This window comes from Parafrankia elaeagni (genome assembly GCF_000374165.1).
GTDB lineage: Bacteria > Actinomycetota > Actinomycetes > Frankiales > Frankiaceae > Parafrankia > Parafrankia elaeagni.
The window spans coordinates 20,506-38,193 of record NZ_KB893754.1 but is presented as its reverse complement, the minus strand read 5'-3'; the positions used below and the strand labels follow the sequence as shown (position 1 = coordinate 38,193).

The 17,688-nt window shown below is 70.1% G+C and carries 20 protein-coding genes and 1 pseudogene; 18 read left to right on the top strand and 3 right to left on the bottom strand.

Features of this window, described 5'->3' with window-relative positions:
- The 3 genes from B207_RS35465 to B207_RS35455 all read left to right on the top strand — a co-directional run.
- The coding region (locus B207_RS35465) for a sensor histidine kinase (protein ID WP_018639408.1) at window positions 1-1,259 on the top strand (1,259 nt) is incomplete at its 5' end.
- 106 nt (window positions 1,260-1,365) lie between these two features.
- Complete coding sequence (locus B207_RS41890) at window positions 1,366-2,439, top strand: CorA family divalent cation transporter (protein WP_018639407.1); 1,074 nt, start codon at window positions 1,366-1,368, stop codon at window positions 2,437-2,439.
- A gap of 23 nt (window positions 2,440-2,462) precedes the next feature.
- Window positions 2,463-2,795, top strand: coding sequence for a YnfA family protein (locus tag B207_RS35455; protein ID WP_018639406.1), 333 nt, complete (start codon window positions 2,463-2,465; stop codon window positions 2,793-2,795).
- Window positions 2,796-3,121: 326 nt separating this feature from the next.
- Here B207_RS35455 and B207_RS0124960 read toward each other — a convergent pair.
- Window positions 3,122-4,578 (bottom strand): IS3 family transposase gene (locus B207_RS0124960; RefSeq protein WP_230205211.1). Its coding sequence is split into 2 segments (ribosomal slippage): window positions 3,122-4,224 and window positions 4,224-4,578, totalling 1,458 coding nucleotides; the frame shifts between segments, so codons are not numbered across the junction.
- Between the two features lie 185 nt (window positions 4,579-4,763).
- On the opposite strand from B207_RS0124960, the gene B207_RS35450 reads away from it, so the two are divergent.
- The 15 genes and pseudogenes from B207_RS35450 to B207_RS0124880 all read left to right on the top strand — a co-directional run bounded on the left by B207_RS35450 (window position 4,764) and on the right by B207_RS0124880 (window position 15,766).
- Window positions 4,764-5,354, top strand: a complete 591-nt coding sequence (locus B207_RS35450; RefSeq protein ID WP_230205210.1) for a hypothetical protein — start codon at window positions 4,764-4,766, stop codon at window positions 5,352-5,354.
- A complete protein-coding gene (locus B207_RS0124945) occupies window positions 5,347-5,646 on the top strand; it encodes a 4a-hydroxytetrahydrobiopterin dehydratase (RefSeq protein WP_018639402.1) in 300 nt (99 codons plus the stop codon). The genes B207_RS35450 and B207_RS0124945 overlap by 8 nt, the downstream gene beginning before the upstream one ends.
- 152 nt (window positions 5,647-5,798) lie before the next feature.
- Window positions 5,799-6,113, top strand: a pseudogene (locus B207_RS0124940) (4a-hydroxytetrahydrobiopterin dehydratase).
- 617 nt (window positions 6,114-6,730) lie between these two features.
- Complete coding sequence (locus B207_RS0124935; RefSeq protein WP_051102662.1) at window positions 6,731-7,153, top strand: 6-pyruvoyl trahydropterin synthase family protein; 423 nt, start codon at window positions 6,731-6,733, stop codon at window positions 7,151-7,153.
- Window positions 7,150-7,866, top strand: coding sequence for a 7-carboxy-7-deazaguanine synthase QueE (locus B207_RS0124930; protein ID WP_051102661.1), 717 nt, complete (start codon window positions 7,150-7,152; stop codon window positions 7,864-7,866). The genes B207_RS0124935 and B207_RS0124930 overlap by 4 nt, the downstream gene beginning before the upstream one ends.
- The gene (locus tag B207_RS0124925; protein WP_018639398.1) at window positions 7,856-8,629 is read left to right on the top strand and encodes a nucleoside/nucleotide kinase family protein; all 774 of its coding nucleotides are present in this window, start codon (window positions 7,856-7,858) and stop codon (window positions 8,627-8,629) included. Before B207_RS0124930 ends, B207_RS0124925 begins: the two co-directional genes overlap by 11 nt.
- Entirely contained in the window at window positions 8,622-9,356 is a 735-nt protein-coding gene (locus B207_RS0124920) for a 7-cyano-7-deazaguanine synthase (protein WP_051102660.1), read from the top strand. Before B207_RS0124925 ends, B207_RS0124920 begins: the two co-directional genes overlap by 8 nt.
- The gene (locus B207_RS0124915; protein WP_018639396.1) at window positions 9,353-9,871 is read left to right on the top strand and encodes a nucleoside 2-deoxyribosyltransferase; all 519 of its coding nucleotides are present in this window, start codon (window positions 9,353-9,355) and stop codon (window positions 9,869-9,871) included. The genes B207_RS0124920 and B207_RS0124915 overlap by 4 nt, the downstream gene beginning before the upstream one ends.
- Window positions 9,868-10,761 (top strand): sugar phosphate isomerase/epimerase family protein, encoded by an 894-nt coding sequence (locus tag B207_RS0124910; protein ID WP_018639395.1) that lies wholly within the window; start codon window positions 9,868-9,870, stop codon window positions 10,759-10,761. Before B207_RS0124915 ends, B207_RS0124910 begins: the two co-directional genes overlap by 4 nt.
- Window positions 10,758-11,498, top strand: a complete 741-nt coding sequence (locus B207_RS0124905; RefSeq protein WP_018639394.1) for a ribulose-phosphate 3-epimerase — start codon at window positions 10,758-10,760, stop codon at window positions 11,496-11,498. The genes B207_RS0124910 and B207_RS0124905 overlap by 4 nt, the downstream gene beginning before the upstream one ends.
- A complete protein-coding gene (locus B207_RS35445) occupies window positions 11,495-12,268 on the top strand; it encodes an HAD family hydrolase (RefSeq protein WP_195905344.1) in 774 nt (257 codons plus the stop codon). Before B207_RS0124905 ends, B207_RS35445 begins: the two co-directional genes overlap by 4 nt.
- Before the next feature lie 43 nt (window positions 12,269-12,311).
- Window positions 12,312-13,145 carry a cupin domain-containing protein gene (locus B207_RS0124895; RefSeq protein ID WP_018639392.1) on the top strand — a complete coding sequence of 278 codons (834 nt, stop codon included), beginning with the start codon at window positions 12,312-12,314 and terminating at the stop codon, window positions 13,143-13,145.
- Window positions 13,142-14,257: a hypothetical protein gene (locus B207_RS0124890; RefSeq protein ID WP_018639391.1), complete on the top strand. Its 1,116-nt coding sequence runs from the start codon at window positions 13,142-13,144 to the stop codon at window positions 14,255-14,257. Before B207_RS0124895 ends, B207_RS0124890 begins: the two co-directional genes overlap by 4 nt.
- Window positions 14,254-15,201, top strand: coding sequence for a nucleotidyltransferase family protein (locus tag B207_RS0124885; protein ID WP_051102659.1), 948 nt, complete (start codon window positions 14,254-14,256; stop codon window positions 15,199-15,201). The genes B207_RS0124890 and B207_RS0124885 overlap by 4 nt, the downstream gene beginning before the upstream one ends.
- Window positions 15,202-15,226: 25 nt before the next feature.
- Window positions 15,227-15,766 carry an AAA family ATPase gene (locus tag B207_RS0124880; RefSeq protein ID WP_018639389.1) on the top strand — a complete coding sequence of 180 codons (540 nt, stop codon included), beginning with the start codon at window positions 15,227-15,229 and terminating at the stop codon, window positions 15,764-15,766.
- A gap of 13 nt (window positions 15,767-15,779) precedes the next feature.
- Here the strand turns inward: B207_RS0124880 and B207_RS0124875 are convergent, their stop codons facing one another.
- Window positions 15,780-16,718, bottom strand: a complete 939-nt coding sequence (locus tag B207_RS0124875; RefSeq protein ID WP_051102658.1) for an aminoglycoside phosphotransferase family protein — start codon at window positions 16,716-16,718, stop codon at window positions 15,780-15,782.
- A 75-nt stretch (window positions 16,719-16,793) separates the two neighbouring features.
- The gene (locus tag B207_RS0124870) at window positions 16,794-17,468 is read right to left on the bottom strand and encodes a dTMP kinase (protein ID WP_018639387.1); all 675 of its coding nucleotides are present in this window, start codon (window positions 17,466-17,468) and stop codon (window positions 16,794-16,796) included.
- Window positions 17,469-17,688 lie beyond the last annotated feature (220 nt).

The window sequence follows — 17,688 nt, the reverse complement described above, 5'->3', positions numbered from 1 at the left end:
TCCACACCTGGACCGTCGCGGACGGCGACAACGCGCTGGCGCTGCTCGGCTTCGTCCTGGTCGCCGGCCTGGTCAGCCGGGTCGTGTCCACCTCCGCGCGGCGCTACGGGCAGGCGGTGCGGGCCTCCGCCGAAGCCGCCACCCTCTCCGTGCTCGCCGGCAGCGTCCTGCGCGGCGAGGACGCCCTGCCCGCCCTCCTCGGCCGTGCCCAGGAGACCTTCGGGATGACCTCGGTGACCCTGCTCGAACGCGCCGACGACGACCAGGCCAGCGACGGGTGGCGTCCGGTCATGACCGTCGGCGCGGATGACAACGCCGCCGCTGACCGTGCCCGCCACGACGACGAGCGTGTGGACATTCCCGTGCGCGACAACCTGTGCCTCGCGCTCACCGGGCGGTCACTGCCCGCCGCCGACCGGCGGATCCTCACCGCCTTCGCCGCGCAGGCCGCCGTCGCCCTCGACCAGCACCGGCTGCGGGAAGCAGCCGCCGAGGCCGCCCCGATCGCCGCGGCCGACAAGGTCCGCACCGCGCTGCTCACCGCCGTCAGCCACGACCTGCGCACCCCGCTCGCCGCCGCCAAGGCCTCCATCAGCGGCCTCCGCGAACCGGGCATCACCCTCACCGATGACGAGCAGGCCGAGCTCCTCGCCACCGCCGACGAGTCCCTGGACAAGCTCACCCACCTGGTCGAGAACCTGCTCGACATGTCCCGCCTGCAGGCAGGCGCCCTCAGCGTCTTCCCCCGCCCCGTCGGCCTCGACGACATCGTCCCACCCGCCCTCGACGAGATCGGCCCGCCCGCAAGCAAGATCGGCCTACAGGTCCCCGACGACCTGCCTGCCGTCCACGCCGACCCGGCACTGCTCGAACGGGTCATCGTCAACCTCGTCACCAACGCCCTGCGGCACGCTCCCGCCGACATCCCGCCGACCATCACCGCCAGCGCCCTCGGGGACCGCGTCGAGCTGCGCGTCATCGACCGCGGCCCCGGCATCCCCCCCGCCGAGCACGACCACGTCTTCCAGCCCTTCCAACGCCTCGGCGACCACGACAACACCACCGGCGTCGGCCTCGGCCTCGCGCTGTCCCGCGGCCTCACCGAAGCCATGGGCGGGACCCTCACCCCCGAGGAGACACCCGGCGGCGGCCTCACCATGGTCCTGTCTCTCCCCGCCGCCCCCAGCCCGGTCATGGCACCGCAGGATGCCTCCAGCCAGCCGACAGCGCAGGAGCCGGAACCGTCAGTCGGGCCGTGAGTCCGACCTCCCACCACGCCGTCACACCGAAGGTCACCGCGCCCTCGGGCCGGCACGACCGGCTCCGACGTCTCACGCGAGAGCCGACCTTCGTAAGGAGGTAGCCATGGAGGTACGCATAGTCACGACAACGGGCATCGAGCAACACCCGCTGTCGGCCCTCGGCCTCGACGGGACGTGGCGCGGACATCCGCCCACCGGCGACGATCCCCTCTGGGTCGACATCCCGGTCGGTGACGACGGGAACGGCGACCTGCTCTCCGCCATGTTCGGTTTCCATCCATCCGCGATTGCGGACTGCGCCCGCCGCAACCGGGTACCACGGGTCGACGCCTACCACGACCACGTGTTCGTCGTACTCCACGCGCCCGAACTCGGGGCGGGCGGCCACGTCCACTTCGTCGAGATCGACCAGTTCGTCGCGGTGCACTACCTTGTCACGATCCATGGACCGGTCAATCCGGCAGTCGACCCCAAGGTCGCCCACCGGGAGACCGAGGCCGTCCTCACCAGGTTGACCACAGGTCGGCTACACCCCTCCTCCGGTTTCGAGCTGTCCCACGCCATCGTCTGCGCCGTCATCGGCGGCCAGGAACAGCTCGTCGAATCACTGACCCGGCAGGTGTGGGACCTGGAGCAACAGGTCACCGGAGGACACCTCTGCGACCCCGAGCACCTCCTCGACGAGCTGTTCCGGGTACGGCACGGTCTGCTGGCCATCCGCACGATGAGCGCCTCCGGCCGCGACGTCTACGCGCGGATGGCGCGGCTCGCCACCGTCGTCCCGGAGTGCGCCTTCCTCACCACCCCCGCGCCAGCCACCACCCGGCCGGTCAACGTGCTGCTCGCACCCCGCCGGCAGGCCACCGAACAGGAGACAGAGCGGTGGCGGTCGGCGCCCGTCGCCTGCTCGCTGACCGGCAGCGGCATGGCCGAGCGCGCCGCCACCTGGCGTGAGGCACTCGAGGGCGCCACCCGGACGAAGATCCCCGGCGGAGTACGCCTGACCCTGCCCACCGACCGGGCGGCCCAACTCGCCGCACTCGCCGCCGACGAGCACCGGTGCTGCCCGTTCTTCGACTTCCGCCTCCACCTCGACGGCCACCTGCTGCACCTGGAAATACGCGCACCAGCAGACGGGACGGGCCTGCTCACCGAGCTGTTCGGCCCACCCGCCTGACCAGGCCCCCGCCCCGTCCCCACGTGCCCACCCCCCCCGCTTGCCGCCGGGCCCATACGGCTCCTGTCAGAAAGCCGCCGCCGTGCCCATCGCCCGAAGGAGAACGCGAGCACCGCGGCTGGCTCTGGGTCGGCGCCGGCATCGTCGCGCTCGGCCTGTATGGCTTCGTCGCCACCTTTCAACCCGACGCCCACTTCGGGCGCATCCTGGCCGCCTACGGCGGAATCTTCGTCGCCGGCTCACTGCTGTGGGGCGCGGTCGCCGACGGCTACCGGCCCGACCGCTTCGACATCACCGGCACGCTGGTCTGCCTGACAGGCATGGCTGTGATCATGTATGCGCCGCGTGGCCACTAGCTAGTCCGGAGGGTGGCGGCGCGTACGGGCCAGGTTCGGCGACGGGCTCGTCCAGCGTTGGCCGCAGTTCGTCGACGCTGGTGGGTCGGTGTGCTCGTGGTCCGTGTGAGGGGTCGGAGGCAGAACGCCGACTGTATTGATACAGTCCTTGCTTAATTCAGAGTTGACTGTAACGTTCGGGGGGTGGAGACGAGTCATTCGAGTGGTCTCGCCCTCGCCGTGGACGCTGCGGCGCTGGCGCGGGTGGGCACGGCGCTGGCTGATGAGAACCGACGCCGACTTCTGCTGGCGCTGCTGGCGCGGAGCCTGTCAATCCCGATGAGACATCAGGCTGCTTGGTTCGTGGGTAGCGCCTCCTCGGTCTCGATGATCGCTGGGGGCTGGTTGATCCACGCCTTGGTCGGCAGCGCGGGCGGGGCCGGCCGGCGGTGGAACCGCTCGGGGTGGGCCGCGTAGGCGGCGTCGAGGACCTGGGCGCGACGGGCCTGGATCTCGTGGGCGGTGCCGTCGTGGACGCTGGCCGGGGTGTGTAGAGCGATACCCGAATGCCTGTGTTCGTTGTTGTAGTAGCGGAAGAAGACGTCGCAGAAAACGCGGGCGTCCTGGAGGGATCCGAAACGTCCCGGGAAAGCGGGACAGTACTTGAGTGTTTTGAAGTGCGCTTCGCTATAGGGGTTATCGTTGGAGACGTGTGGGCGGGAATGGCTCTGGTCGATGTTCAGGTAGGCCAGGAGGGCGGCGACCGGCTGGGACGTCATCGAGGTCCCACGGTCGGCGTGGACAGCGATCGGTGCGACCCCGCCGTTCGCGGCGACGGCGTGTTCGATGAAAGCCTTCGCGAGTTCCCCGTTCTCGGTGGGATGGACCTCGAAGTGGACGGCTTTACGGGAGAAGATGTCGAGGATGACGTACAGGTCGAAGTACACGCCGCGGACGGGACCGGTGAGTTTCGTGATATCCCAGCTCCAGATTTCGTTGGGTCTGGTCGCGAGTAGTTCCGGTTTCTTCCGGGCGGGGTGGGTGGCTTGTGCCCGCCGCTCGGCGGTCTGGTGCCGGGCCCGCAGCAGCCGGTACATGGTGGACACGCTGGCCAGGTAGACGCCCTCGTCGAGCAGGGTCGCCCAGACCTGGGCGGCGGACTTGTCGACGAACCGGTCGCTGTTGAGGAGTTCCAGGAGCCTTTCTCGTTCTGTGTCGTCGAGCGTTGCCGGGTGGACGGCCGGGGCCCGTGGCGGGCTTTCGGCGGTGGATTGTGGGGGGTGGCGCCGGCGGTACACCGTCGCCCGTGAAAGCCCGAGCAGGTCGCAGGCGACTTTGACCGAGGTCAGTGGCGCCAGTGAGGTGAACGCCTCGTCGACTATCTGCTGGGTTTCCTGTCGGAATCCGCGCTCCCGGAGATCAGTTCCAAGAGCGCGTGTGCTTTTCCCACGACTTCCAGCGCTGCTTTCGTTCGTGCCAGCTCGGCGGCGAGCCGTTCGTTCTCTCGCCGTAGCCGCTCGTTGTCGGTGTCCGTCTCGGTGGCCGCGGGCCGGCCGGCGGGCTTTCCTTCGAGGCCGTCGTGAGCACCTTGCTCCTGTGTCTCACGCCATTTCTGGATGTGGGAGTGGTACAGGCCTTCCCGGCGGAGCAGGGCGCCTCGTTCGCCCGACTCGGTCAGGCCGTCGTACTCGTTCAGGATTCTCTTCTTGTAGGCCGCGGTGAAGGTCCGGCGCTTCGGCCGGTCCGACCTCGGCCCGCCTCGGGAGGGGCTCACCTCGCCATCCTCCTGCGTCGAGGAGGCCATGTCTGCCATGGTCAACGTCACTGGTCTTGAAGATCCCATCTCGCCCTGCGCTACAGAGGTCTCAGTGATCCTCGTGTCTCACGGGACTCTGACAGACAGGGATGCGCTGCCACGGCGCCGCCCTGGAACTGGCGCACCGCTGTGGAGAACGTGACGCCGTCGCCTGCGCGCTGGTCGACCGGGCGATGGCCTTCACCGACCTGGGCAACACAGCAGCTGTGATCGACCTGTGCCAGGCCGCGCTGGTCGACGCGCCGCACCTTGCACCCGAGGTTCAGGTGTTCGCCTTGCAGCAGCAGGCACACGGCGCCTCGCTGCGCGGTGACCGCCGCCAGGTCGATCTCCTGCTCGATCAGGCTGGCCGGCTCGTGGACCAGGTCGACGTCGAGGAGTGGGGAACGGCCTGCCGCCGCACCGACAGCTACGTCGAAGTGCAACGCGCCACCTGCTACGGACGGCTCGGCCTCGCCGACAACGCCGACCGTCTCTGGCAGCAGATCATCCCCGCCGCACCCCCGTCAGCCCGCCGCGACGTCGGGGTCTGGTCAGCACGCCACGCGGTCGCCGCCGCGCGGCAGGGAGAACCGGAACGGGCAGTGGAACTCGCGCGCCAGGCAAGCGCGCTCGCGGTGGAGACCGGCTCCGCACGTGCCCGGCGGGAACTGGATACGGTCGCCGTGGCGATGGCCCCGTGGCGTGCTCACTCCATCGGCCAGGAACTGGCGGACGCGCTCGCGCCCGTCACCATCGACGAACCAGAGAGGGATCATGGCTGAGGCGCTGTCACCCGAACAGATCGAGGAACACCTCAAGACCCTGGACGGATGGACGACCGACGGCCGACGCATCGAACGGCTCTACTCGATACCCCACGTCCAGGGCGCGGCGTTTGTCATGCACCTCGCCGCCATTCAGAACGAGTTCGGCCATCACTCCGACGCGACGCTCGGCTACAAGACCGTGCACGTGTCCATCAGCTCCAGCGACATCGGCGGCTACGTCGCCGAGCACGACATCGAGCTCGCCAGGCGCATCCAGGAAATCGCGCCAGTACATGGAGCAGGGTAGAGAACAGGCCATGCCGGAGCGGAGTTGCTGGCCTGACATACGACAGGTCGAGCGTGCGATGGTCCCCGCCTGCGGGAAGCTGCACGGCTCTGGAAGGGATGGCCGTCGGCCGCGACCTCGACGAGATCTTCGGGCTCTGAAGGAGACCCGACGTGCCGGATGTTCCGGCGACCCTGGCCGATGACGAGATCGAGGTCCGGCTGTGCGAGCACCCGGCTGGGCCCGCGTCGGCCAGGAGATCACCAAAAATTTTCCGCGTCCGCTACCACCGCAGAGTCGCCCTGATCGTGCACGTCGCCGACATCGAGCGGCTCATCAGCCATCACGCGGACATCGACCTGCGCTGGGACAGCATCCGATTCGGGATCACCACCCACGACGCCGGGCACCGGCTCACTGCGGCCGACTTCGATCTCGCGCGGCGCATCAACGCCATCGCCAAAGCCCACAGCACGGAACCGCTCTGACACCTGCCAGGATCGTGCCTTGGCGACCGGCATTGCCGAGAATGAGGTTCTCGCATTCATTGAGCGTCCCCTGAATTCTTCTGATGAAATCAGGCCATCGACCCGCTCTTACGCGAAGTAAACCGTCGCCAGTCGAGTCATCCGACTAGCCTCACGCAGCATTCGATCTGGGCGCGCGCGAATCTTACCAATTTCGATTATCGATCTCCAGTCGCTCTCCAGGATGCCATCATTCCAATGCTTGCCGCTGCCGCATCGACGCCGGCGAGCAGGAGCGGAAACAAGGATTCCGATCCGTCGGGCCCAGAGGACGCAGCCGCGCTGCGTGTTGTCGCACCTGGTGTGCCGCAGCCCCTGCGGTAGCGACGCCTGCATCGTCACCGCTTGCCGCGAAGTCATCGACCGCCGACTTGCCATTCTGCCTGGTCAGGCGCTCGCAGAGCGGGGAACGACTTCTTCGTAACCCAGGGAATGACCGAGGCAGGCGTGCATCGCCATGCTGGTCTTCCTGTGGTTCCGGCGGTGGAGCAGCTGACGCACGCGGCGGTAGTTCTCCACTCGGATAGTGCTGGCCCGCGGCACGGCCGTGTCGCGGCCGGGATTCTTGGAGGGCGAGGATGGAGCGCACAGTGATCGAAAGTCGGATATCCGGTGCGGCGACCTTTCGGATTGGGAAACGGTTCACCTTCGATGCCGCGCACCACCTACCGAGCCTGCCTACCGACCACAAGTGCTCCCGCGTTCATGGCCACACGTACACGGTCGAGTTCGTGCTGGAAGCCTCGGAGCTGGCCGGGCCGGGGTTCGTCACCGACTTTGGTGATCTCGCCGTGGCCGGTCGTTATCTCGCCGAGTCGTTCGACCACCGTGACCTGAACGAGGTGCTGGACGTCGAGCCGACCAGCGAGGCGCTCGCGCAGCATCTGGCGCGGTGGTTCCGGGCCGAGGTGGAACCCGGGGTGCATGGCCGGCTCGTGGCGGTGCGGGTGTCGGAGACGCCGAGGAGCTGGGCCGAGTACCTGCTCGGGGAGTCCCGGTGATCCCGGCCTCCCCCGGTACGCCGCCGCGTGGACTTGTGGTCGTGGAGCGGTTCGGTCCGACGTTTCAGGGTGAGGGGCCGACGGCCGGCCAGCAGGCGCTGTTCCTGCGGCTCTCGGCGTGCAACCTGTCCTGTGCGTGGTGCGACGAGCCGTATACGTGGGACAGGAACCGGTTCGACGTGGACGCACACAGCCAGCGGCTGAGCCAGCGCACGCTGCTCGGCTGGGCGCTGGACTCGCCGGTGACCCGAGTGGTCGTGACCGGCGGGGAGCCGCTGCTGCAACAGTCCGCCCTGTTTCCGCTGGTCGCCGCGCTCGCACAGGCGGGACGGCAAGTGGAGATCGAGACGAACGGCACCGTGGCGCCGACGACAGAGATGGTCGAGGCCATCGACCGGTTCACCGTCTCGCCGAAGCTGTCGGGCTCGCGGGTGGCCGCAGGCCGACGGATCGTCCCGGCGGCGTTGACGGCGTTCGCAGGCTGCGGCAAGGCCGTGTTCAAGTTCGTGGTCGCCAGGGACGGGGAGATCGACGAGATGGCGGAGCTGGAGGGTCGTTTCGGCCTGTCTCCGGTGTGGGTGATGCCGGAAGGCAGCGACGAGCCGAGCGTGCTGGCCGGTATGCGGCGCCTGGCCGAGATCGCCCTGGAACGGGGTTGGAACCTCTCGCCGCGTCTGCACGTGCTGCTGTGGGGGAACGCTCGTGGCCGCTGACCATCCCAGCTCCCTCATCACGGCCGGGTCCACCGCTGGTCGCCTGCGCCCGCGCAGCGGTGTGCTCGTCACGGTCGAGGGGCTGTGGGGGGCGGGAAAGACGACCATGGCCGGGCAGCTCGGCCGCCGCCTGGCAGGGCAGGGGTTCGACGTCGAGGTGGTGCACTACGGGCCGCTGCCGGGCGTGGTGGGTCGGCTGTCGCGCTGGTTGGAACGTGAGCCGCTGCGGGCCAGGACGGGCACCGGCGGGTTCCGTCACCCTCATCACGCCACGGTCGACGTGTTCGCGCGGCTGTGTCGGGAGGCGTGGCACCACAACCACTTCTACCGGCCGGCGCTGGAGGCGCACGACGTCGTGGTGGTCGACCACGGCGTCTACTCCAAGCTCGCCTACTGCCTGGCGATCCTCAGCGAAACGCGCCCTGATGTCACCGGCAGCGCGCTGCTGGATCAGCTCCGGGGGTGTGTCGCCCCGTGGTTCTGTGTCCCGGACCGGGCGTACTTCCTGGACGTCCCGTGGCCGCTGGCGCGGGAACGGGCGATCTTGCGCGGGCGCGGCGGCGGTGTGCCGGGCTCGGTGGAGCGGCTGCTGTTCCTGCCGCGGTTCGACGCCGCCTACCGGCATGTGGTCGCCGCCTTCCCCGACGTGGTGGTCCCCGTCGTCGTCGACCTGCGTGAGGCCGACGACGTCGCCGACGAGATCGAACAGGACCTGCTGGCCTTGCTCGGTGTTTCCACCGTGGGAGGAGATCCCGGTGTCTGATGTGCTGCTGTTCTCCGCCGGGCTCGACTCGTTCCCGGCCTGGCACTATCTCGACAAACCTCCGGCGCTGTACTTCGACCTCGGCCACCGCTACCGCGACCAGGAACGGGCCGCGATCACGGCGCTGGTCGACCGGTGCGGCGTCGAGGTGAGTGTCAGTCGGGAACTCGACCTGTCGCGGTGGGAAGCCGACGACGCGATCATCCCGCTGCGCAACGTCTACCTCGCGATGCTGGCCGCGAACCGGGCCGAGCGGATCTGGTGCGTCGGGGTCAAGGGTGACGCGACCGCGGATAAGAGCCCCCAGGCGTTTCGCCGGATCAGCCAGATGATCACAGATCTGTCGGGGCGACCGGTCTGGCTTGACAGCCCGTTCTGGCAGATGACCAAGACGGAGATCGTCGCCTGGTACCTGGGCCAGGGCCTGCCGGCCGGCGACCTGCTGCTGACGTTCTCCTGCTCGCGCACCGACAGCCTGGCGGTGCACTGTGGGCAGTGCTCCAGCTGCCTGCGCCGCTGGATCTCCCTGGTCAACAACGGCGTCGACGCGCCGTTCGAGACCGACCCGTGGACCTGGGCGCGGGTCGCCGACTACTACGTCTCCGCGATGCGGGACGGCACCTACCCGGACCATCGGGCCGAGGAGTTCTTCGCCGCTCTCGACGCCGTCGGCTTCGTCCCCCCGCCGCCCGCCCACCCGGCCGCGGCGAAGGACGGTCGGCGGTGAGGATCTACATCGCCGCGCCGCTGTTCAGCCAGGCGGAGAAAGAGTTCAACCTGACCGTCGACCGTGTGCTGCGGGACCTCGGGCTCGACACCTACCTGCCGCAGCGGGACGCCGGCGAAGCCGCGCCGCTGATCCGCGCCGGCGCCGACGAGCACACCGTCCGGGCCCGGCTGTTCACCGCCGACTGCACGGCCGTCGGCGGCTGCGAGCTGTTCGTGCTCATCCTGGACGGCCGGGTGCCCGACGAGGGCGCCTGCTTCGAGCTCGGCCTCGCGTATGCCGCCGGCAAGACCTGTTTCGGGTTGCAGACCGACTCCCGCCGCTTCGGCGGTACCGACTCGAACAACCTGATGATCGACTACGCGCTGGGTGGTGGCATCAGTCGCTCTCTCGACGAGCTCACCGCCACGCTGGCCGCGCACCTGCATGGCCGGCGGCCGAATACCACCGCGGACGGCTCGGGTCCCGCGGACTCCGAGCCCCGCACACCGACCGCAGGAGGCCAGCCCGCATGAACCTCGGTATCAACCTGTGCTTCGCCGTCAAACGCGACCTGGAACCGCAGCGGTGGGCCGAGTTCGTCCGCGCCGACCTGGGCTTGGACACGGTGCAGGTCACCTTCGACCTGCTCGACCCGTGGTGGCCGGAGCGGGAACGCGACAAGGTCACCCGCCGCATCGCCGACGCCGCCACCGCGTGGGATCTCACCATCCACAGCGCCTACGTCGGCCTGGCACACTACCTACCCGCCGGGCTGCTCGATCCCGACCCGCAGGCGCGGGCGGTCGCGCTGACCTGGTGGCGGCGGGCCTGCGACGTGACCGCGCTGCTCGGCGCCCATGCTGTCGGGGGACCGCTGGGCACCTTGAGCATCCAGGACGCCGCCGACCCCGACAGCCGGGCACGGCGCTACGCCGATCTACTCGACTCGCTGGTGTTCGTCGCCGACCACGCCGCGGCCGTCGGTCTCGCCGAGTTCCTCGTCGAACCGACGCCGATCGCCCGCGAGATCCCGGCCACGGTCAGCCAGGCCGAACAGCTGATACGCGACCTGGCCGGACGCACCGAGGTGCCGGTCGGCCTGACGCTCGACATCGGTCACACCCTCTACCAGCCGCTGTACGGCCCGGACAGCACACCGGCGGACTGGATCAGCCCGCTGGGCCCGGCAATCCGGCTGGTGCACCTCGACAACACCGACGGTCTGGGCGACCCGCACTGGGGCTGGCCCCACCCGCAGGGACGTGTGGACGTCGCCGAGGTCGGCGCGGCGCTGCGGGACGCCGGACTGGACGACGTGCCGGTGCTCCTGGAGGTCTACCCGCGGTTCGAGGACGACGACGACCAGGTCCGCCGGACGATCGCCAGCTCGGTCGCCCACTGCAAAGAACAGCTCGCCCGATGAGCGGCACCCGCACGGCCTCGTCGCGTCAGCCGCTGGCTGGCCTGCCGGACGGGCGGCTGCTGGTCGACGTCTCCGTCTGGTCGGCGGACCTGGCGTGCCTGCGCGCCGAGATCGAGCGCGCCTCGCCCGTGGCAGACCTGTTCCACTTCGACGTCGGCGACAGCCAGTTCGTGCCCGACCTGCTGTTCTTCCCGGACCTGCTCGCCGCGCTGCGCCCGCTGACGACCGTCCCCTTCCACGCCCACCTCATGGTCCGCCGGCCCGCCCTGCTCGCCGCCCTGTTCGCGCAGGCCGGCGCCGACCTCATCACCGTCCACGTCGAAACCGGCGACGACGTCTACCCGGCCCTCGACACGATCCGCCAGCACGGGAAAGCCGCCGGCCTGGCACTCACCCTCGACACCCCCGTCACGGCCGTCCGCCCCTTCCTCGACGCGGTCGACGTCGTCGTCCTCGTCGGCACCCCGATCGGCACCCGAGGCACCGGACTTGCCCCGGCCGCGCTCGACCGCCTCCGAACCCTGCGCGGTCTCCTGCACGAGACCGGCCGCGACCATGCCGTGAAGATCCTCGCCGACGGCGGCATCCGCGAGCCGACCGTCGGCCCCCTCGCCGACGCCGGTGCCGACGGCGTGGTCGCCGGCTCGCTGCTGTTCGGCAGCGACGACCTGACCGCCACGACCCGGTGGCTGCACCAGCACGTCCCGCCGCGGGCCACAACCAGGCGCCCGCGGTGAGCGTCACGGTCGTCAGCGTGGACCTGTGGGGAACGCTGATCAGCTACGGCGACCGGGACGCCGAAGCCGCCTGGCGGGTCCGCGAGTTCCACCTCGCCCTGACCGCGTTCGGCCACACCCTTCCCGCCGAGCACCTGGACACCACGGTCCGAGCGGTCCGCGCCGAGCTGCTCGACGAGCAGCGACAGCACGGCCGGCAGATCCCGGTCCCCGAGCAGGTCCGCACGATCGTCCGCCGGCTCGGCATCGACGCCGACGACGCCCTCGTCCAGGTACTCACGGTCGCGCACACCCACGCCGTGCTGCGGGCCTGCCCCCAGCTGATCCCCGGCGCGCACGCCTGCCTCGCCGCACTGTCCGCCGCCGGCTACCGCCTTGTCCTCGCCTCCAACACCCTGGCGACCCCAGGAGCCGTCACCCGGCAGATCCTCGACCGCCACCGGCTCACCGACCATTTCGACCGGCTGTTCTTCTCCAGCGAACTCGGCGTGGCCAAACCCCAGGCCGCGATGTTCCACGCCATCGCCGAGCAGACCGGCACCTCTATCGACCAGGTCGTGCATGTCGGCAACGACTGGCGCACCGACGTCCGCGGCGCCCTCGACGCGGGCTGCCGCGCGGTCTGGTTCAACCCCGGGCACAAGCCGTCGCGACCCGAGGCGCCCGACGCCGCACTGCTCGTCGACATTCCCGTACTGGTCCAGCGACTCGCCCCCCAGACCACGCCCACCGCGGTACCTGAGGCGTCGGCCGCCGACGCCGGCCGGTGAGCCGCGGACTAGCCCTGACCGACGTTCGGACAGGAGACAACGCATGGACTCCTTTGCCGTACCACGCCCCGCAACCACCGCCACCACGACCGAGGACGATCTCCCCGCCGGTATCGCGTCTCTCCTCGGCGCCGCCCCCGGTCCGCCCAGCCGCCGATTCCTGTCCCACCTCCTGTACGGCGACGCCGATGCCAGCCGCCCCCACACCGCCTTCGCCGACCGCCGTCAGATCGAGACGGCGCTGAAGGCCGGCGAGGACCCGCTGCTGTACGAGGCGTACCGGGACGTCGCATCCACCCGGCACGGCTGGCGGGCCGACCTCGTCGTCTACCAGCCCGGCACACTGCCCGACGGGCAACCCCACCGGTCCATCGGCCACTGGAACCCGCCCACCCAGCTGGAAATCTTCCAGACCCTGAGCGGCACCACCCTGATGCTGGTAGCCGGGCACCGGCCCGACGGCTCCCGCTACGCCCACCAGGTGACCACCCGGGCCGGGGACCTCGCCGTCGTGCCGTTCGGGGCCTGGCACCTGACCTACGTCCTCGACGGCCCGGCAGCCGTGTTCAACATCTACACCGACATCCACCTCGACCCCGACGACGCATACCCCCGCCTGGACGACGCCAAATACCAGCGGGCCGCCGCTCCCGGCCTCGTCGTTGTACGCGACGGCGACACCGAACACCCCCTCAGCGTCACCGCCGACTCACAGCGTGAGTACGGCCCGCCGACCGCGCTGCCCGTTCCCGCCTGGTTGGCGTCCTGGCCGCTGGCCACCCGCCTCCCGGACCTGCACCGTGACGCGCCCATGACCTCCCTGGCCGCGCTGGTACGGGCCGCCCTCGCCACGGAGATCCTCCGAGGACCAGCGTGACCCACAATCCCGCCGCCGGCCCGCGGACCCGCCACGTCACCTGCTTCCGCCTCGCCGACGCCTCGGTCACCCTCACCACGACCGTGACCGCCGCGGCGCGCGCCGCCCAGGACACCCTCTACGCCTACCGGACCACCACCGACCCGCACGCCGCGTGGCACGTCACCATCACCGTCGCCGACCCCCACCACAGCCTCCTCGACGCCCCGCCCGACGTCGGCGACCTCCGCGAGATCGGCCCCAGCGAGCTCACCGCCCACCACATCACCGAGGACGAACGCGAGATCTTCTGGATCGACCAGCACCGCACCCTCATCGTCCACGACCCCACCCGACGCACGACCACCGTCCACTGCGCCACCGACGACGCGGCGACCTACTACGCCGCCCGCCTCGTCCGCCAACTCATAACCGCCCAGCTCCTCGCCGCCGGCGCCGTCTACACCCACACCGCCGCGCTCGTCCACCGCGACCACGGCATCCTGATCGCCGGCCATCCCGGCGCCGGCAAGACCACCACCCTCGTCGCCGTCCTGCGCCGGCTCGGCGGAGAGTTCGTCACCAGCGACCGGCTCCTGCTCACCCCCGACAGAAACGGCGGGCTGCTCGGCTACGCCTGGCCCGCCCACATCCGCGTCGGCGTCGGCACTCTGCTCGCCTACCCCAACCTCACCGGCCTCGTCCCCACTGGTCTACGCGGGGACCCGGCCGACCTGCACACGAAACTCAGCATCGAGCCCCCCGACATCCCACGCCTATTGCACGCGGGCACGCTCACCGCCTCCTGCCGCCCCCACGTGATGATCTGGCCGCAGCTGTCCCCGACCGCAGGAAACGCCCGTCACGAGCGGATCCCTGCGGGGACCGTCCACGCCACGCTGACAAGCAACCAGCTGTTCATGCACCGCCCCACCTCGGACGCCAGCTCCCACATCAACCACTGGCTCGCCCCGGCGCCCCCGGCCCACACGACGGAGAGCAACCGGCGCGCCGTCATCGCCGCCCTCGCCCGGACCGTGCCCTGCTACGAGCTGGTGGCCCGCCCGGACCCCACCACGCTCGCCGACGCCGTCACCGCGATCCTCCACGACACCGAAGCAGCCACCCGATGAGACCAGCGACCCCGCGCATCCCCGCATGTCCACCGGAGACGCCACGGGTGGAACACCTCGTCCTGGAGGCGGCCTGCCTGCCCGCACCCGTCGAGCAGCAGCACGCCGCGATCCGGCCGCTGCTCACCGAGCCGGCACTGCACTGGGGCACGCTGCTCGCCACGGCCATCGAGCACAAGGTGCTGTGCCTGCTCGCCGACACCCTCACCACCACCGGCCTGGTAGACGAGGTCCCCCGGGCGTTCCGCCGCTTTCTAACCTCCGTTCTGCGCACCAGCCGACACAAGACCGCCGTCCACCGTGCGCAGGCCGCCGCCCTCACCGATGCGGCGGCCCGCCACCACGTCGCCTTCGCGGCTGTCAAAGGCATCGCCCTGGAGTCCCAGCTGTATGGAGGACGTGGCGCCCGCGAGTTCAGCGACCTCGACGTCCTGGTCGCCCCGGACCAGGCCGACGCCTTCCGCCGTGCCCTGCGTCTGCTCGGCTACCAGCCCGGACGCTACGACTCGACCACCCACCGCGTCGCTCTCGACGACCCGATGTCAGCGACCTACACCCGCCTACACGACGACCTCGTCGCTCCCTGCACGGCCGTCGACATCATCACCGACCTGCCCCGGCCCGTGCCGGTTCTCCCTGACCTGGTGCCGAGCATGCTCGATCGCCGACGGTCCCAACCCCTGCCCGGCCACCCGAACATCGACCTGCCCGTCCTCGCCCCCCTCGATCACCTCACCGTCGTGCTCCTGACCGCGCGGCGCAAGGACGATTCGGGCAGGCCAGTCTTCTTGCGCACGCGTGCCGACGCGCTGCGCCTGGCCCCAGCGAGCGCACAGATCGGTCCCGCGACTCAGATCCCGGCGGCCGAAGGTGTCCGCGGTCTCGACGGCCTGTGGGACCTGTGCCGCGCCGACGAGGGATGGGCACCCACGGCAGGCATCTGACGCCACACCACAAGGAAGGATCTTGATGATCGTGCAGCTGGCTGGTCTCCCCGGAACCGGGAAGAGCACCCTCGCCGCCGAACTCGGCCGGCACCTGCCCGCCGCCGTCCTCGGCAAGGACCACATCCGCCACGCCCTGTTCGCCGACCCCTATCTCACCTACAGCCCCGCCCAGGACGACCTGTGCATCGACGTCGCCCACCAGGCCGCCGCCCACCTGATCGGCGAGGGAATCGCCCCCGCCGTCGTGCTCGACGGCCCAACCTGCCACCGCGCCGGTCAGATCAGCCGGGTCGCCCACCTCGCCGACCGCCTCGGACGCCCTCTGCACGTCATTGAGTGCGTCTGCCCGCCGGCCGTCGCGCACGCACGTCTCACCCACGACCAGGCCGAGGGCACCCATCCCGCGGCCGATCGCACCGTCGCCCTCTACCAGCGGATTCACGCGAACGCGGTCCCCATCCCCGAACCGAAGATCGTCCTATCCACGGACACCGAGCTGGCGACCGTCGTCGCGCGCTGCCTCGACCGACTCGGCGTCACCTCCCGCGCCGCGCCCGGCTGAGCGCGCTACCACCTCACTGGTCGCGAAGCAGGACCCGTACACGGTCCAGCTGGGCGGAGAACTCCCCGGCCCGCCGTTCCCGCTGCTTCCACAGCACCGCCAGCCACCGCAACGCACACGTCCGCTGCGCCGCGCGGAACCTCGGCATCAGCTCGCCCTCGATCCCGAGCGCCGTGACCACGGCCGACCAGACCCGATCGTCGAACTCACGGGCGCTGATGTGCTCGACGAGATCGGCGGCGTCGAACGCCAGATCGCTCCACCCGCAGAACTCGAAGTCGACGCAGCGCGAGACCTCGCTATCCCACAGCCAGTTCACCAGGTTCCCGTCACCCCGCGAGAAGATCCGTGCCACGGGGCGCGCGAGCATCTCCGCGTCCCCGCTGTCCCGCCACACCCCCAGCAGCCGTCGCAGGTCCCGCGTCAGCGGGTCGTCCGGCCGCGCGCCGAGCTGACCAGGCCACACCTCGGTCAATCTCGCCACGTAGTGCGCCGCGGAGTCGACGCGGGGCAGCCTCGCGAAGCCGGTCTCCCACGGGACGTCGTGGATCGGGCACAGCGTCACGGCCAAACCCACCAGGGCTGCCTCCCGCGCCGCCGGCTCAGCCAGGTCAGGGACGCTCACACCTGGCAGCATGGTCATCGCGACGACAGGCCGGTCCTCATGCTGCTCCCGCCACAACGGTCGCGGCACGTTCGGCACACCATGCCTCGCCAGCAAGGAGAGCGCCCGCCATTCCCTCTCCGCCCGCTGTCGATCATCAAACCGGTACGCCTTCACACACACCTCGTCACCCTGCGGGTCCCGCCAGGCGAAGACGTGGTTGTTCCGGCCACCCGCCAGCGGGCGAAGACCGAGGCGGTGCAAACCCTCGACGCGTTCCGGACCGTCGACCACAAGACATCTACGCAGGTCGTCCGCTAGCAGCGCAGGCGTCGAGGAAGGTGCCATCGTCGGCGCATCAGACAGTGACGGCTTCACAACACACGAAGCCTACGGGGCGAGGGTCACCCGCCACGCACGGGCTCAACCCCCTGCGGATGCCCTGCGGGCAGGCCGCTTCAGCTGTGCGGCGACCACCTCCCAGACGGCCGCGTGCACGGCCTCCGGCGCCTGCCCGGCCGTCGGCACCCTGACCATGGCGGCGTCGCGTGCGGCCAGCTCCCGATAGGCAAGATCCACGAACGACAGGTACACGCGCTGCTCACCTGTCCACCGCCTCCCGTCACGAGCCTCCGCCCGCGCGACCGTCTCGCCCACCGGCGCCGACAGCCACAGCACGACGTCCGCGCGCCGCCCGGCAAGGCGTCCCAACCCATCCAGCCAGGACACAGCGTCGTCCACCTCCGCCGCATGCTGCCGGATCAGGGACGCCAACCCGTAAGAGAACATGGTGTGCACACCACGGTCCTCGATCACCACATCGTGGTGATCGAGCGCTGGCTCGATCCGCGTCGCCACGATGTCCGCGCGCACCGCCGCCGCCAACAGACACTCGGTCACCACGTCCCCGTGACGCAGGAACGGATCATCCGACGACGAGAAGATCTCCGACAGGGCCATCCCGACATCCCCGGTGTCGAGGGTGGCGAGATCCGGGAGATAGGTGACCCTGAGTCCTTCACCGCGAAGACGCTCCTCCAGCAGACGGGCCTGCGTCGACTTCCCCGACCCGGGAAGACCTTCCAAGCTGACGAGCATCCCAGCACCTCCGATCGCGGTGGCGACCCTCGAAGGGCGGGCTAGGACACCAGCATCAGCTGCCGCGCCGGGCTCCCATAGCTGCCGCACCCGAGCCAGGAAGAATCGGGCAGCGCCCTCGTCCCCCCGGCAAGGGATCACCGAAGAATCGTAGAACGATAATGCTGCCACACTTCTCGAACGGGTCACGGCATTCAACGATTCCGGCGGACGGCGGGAG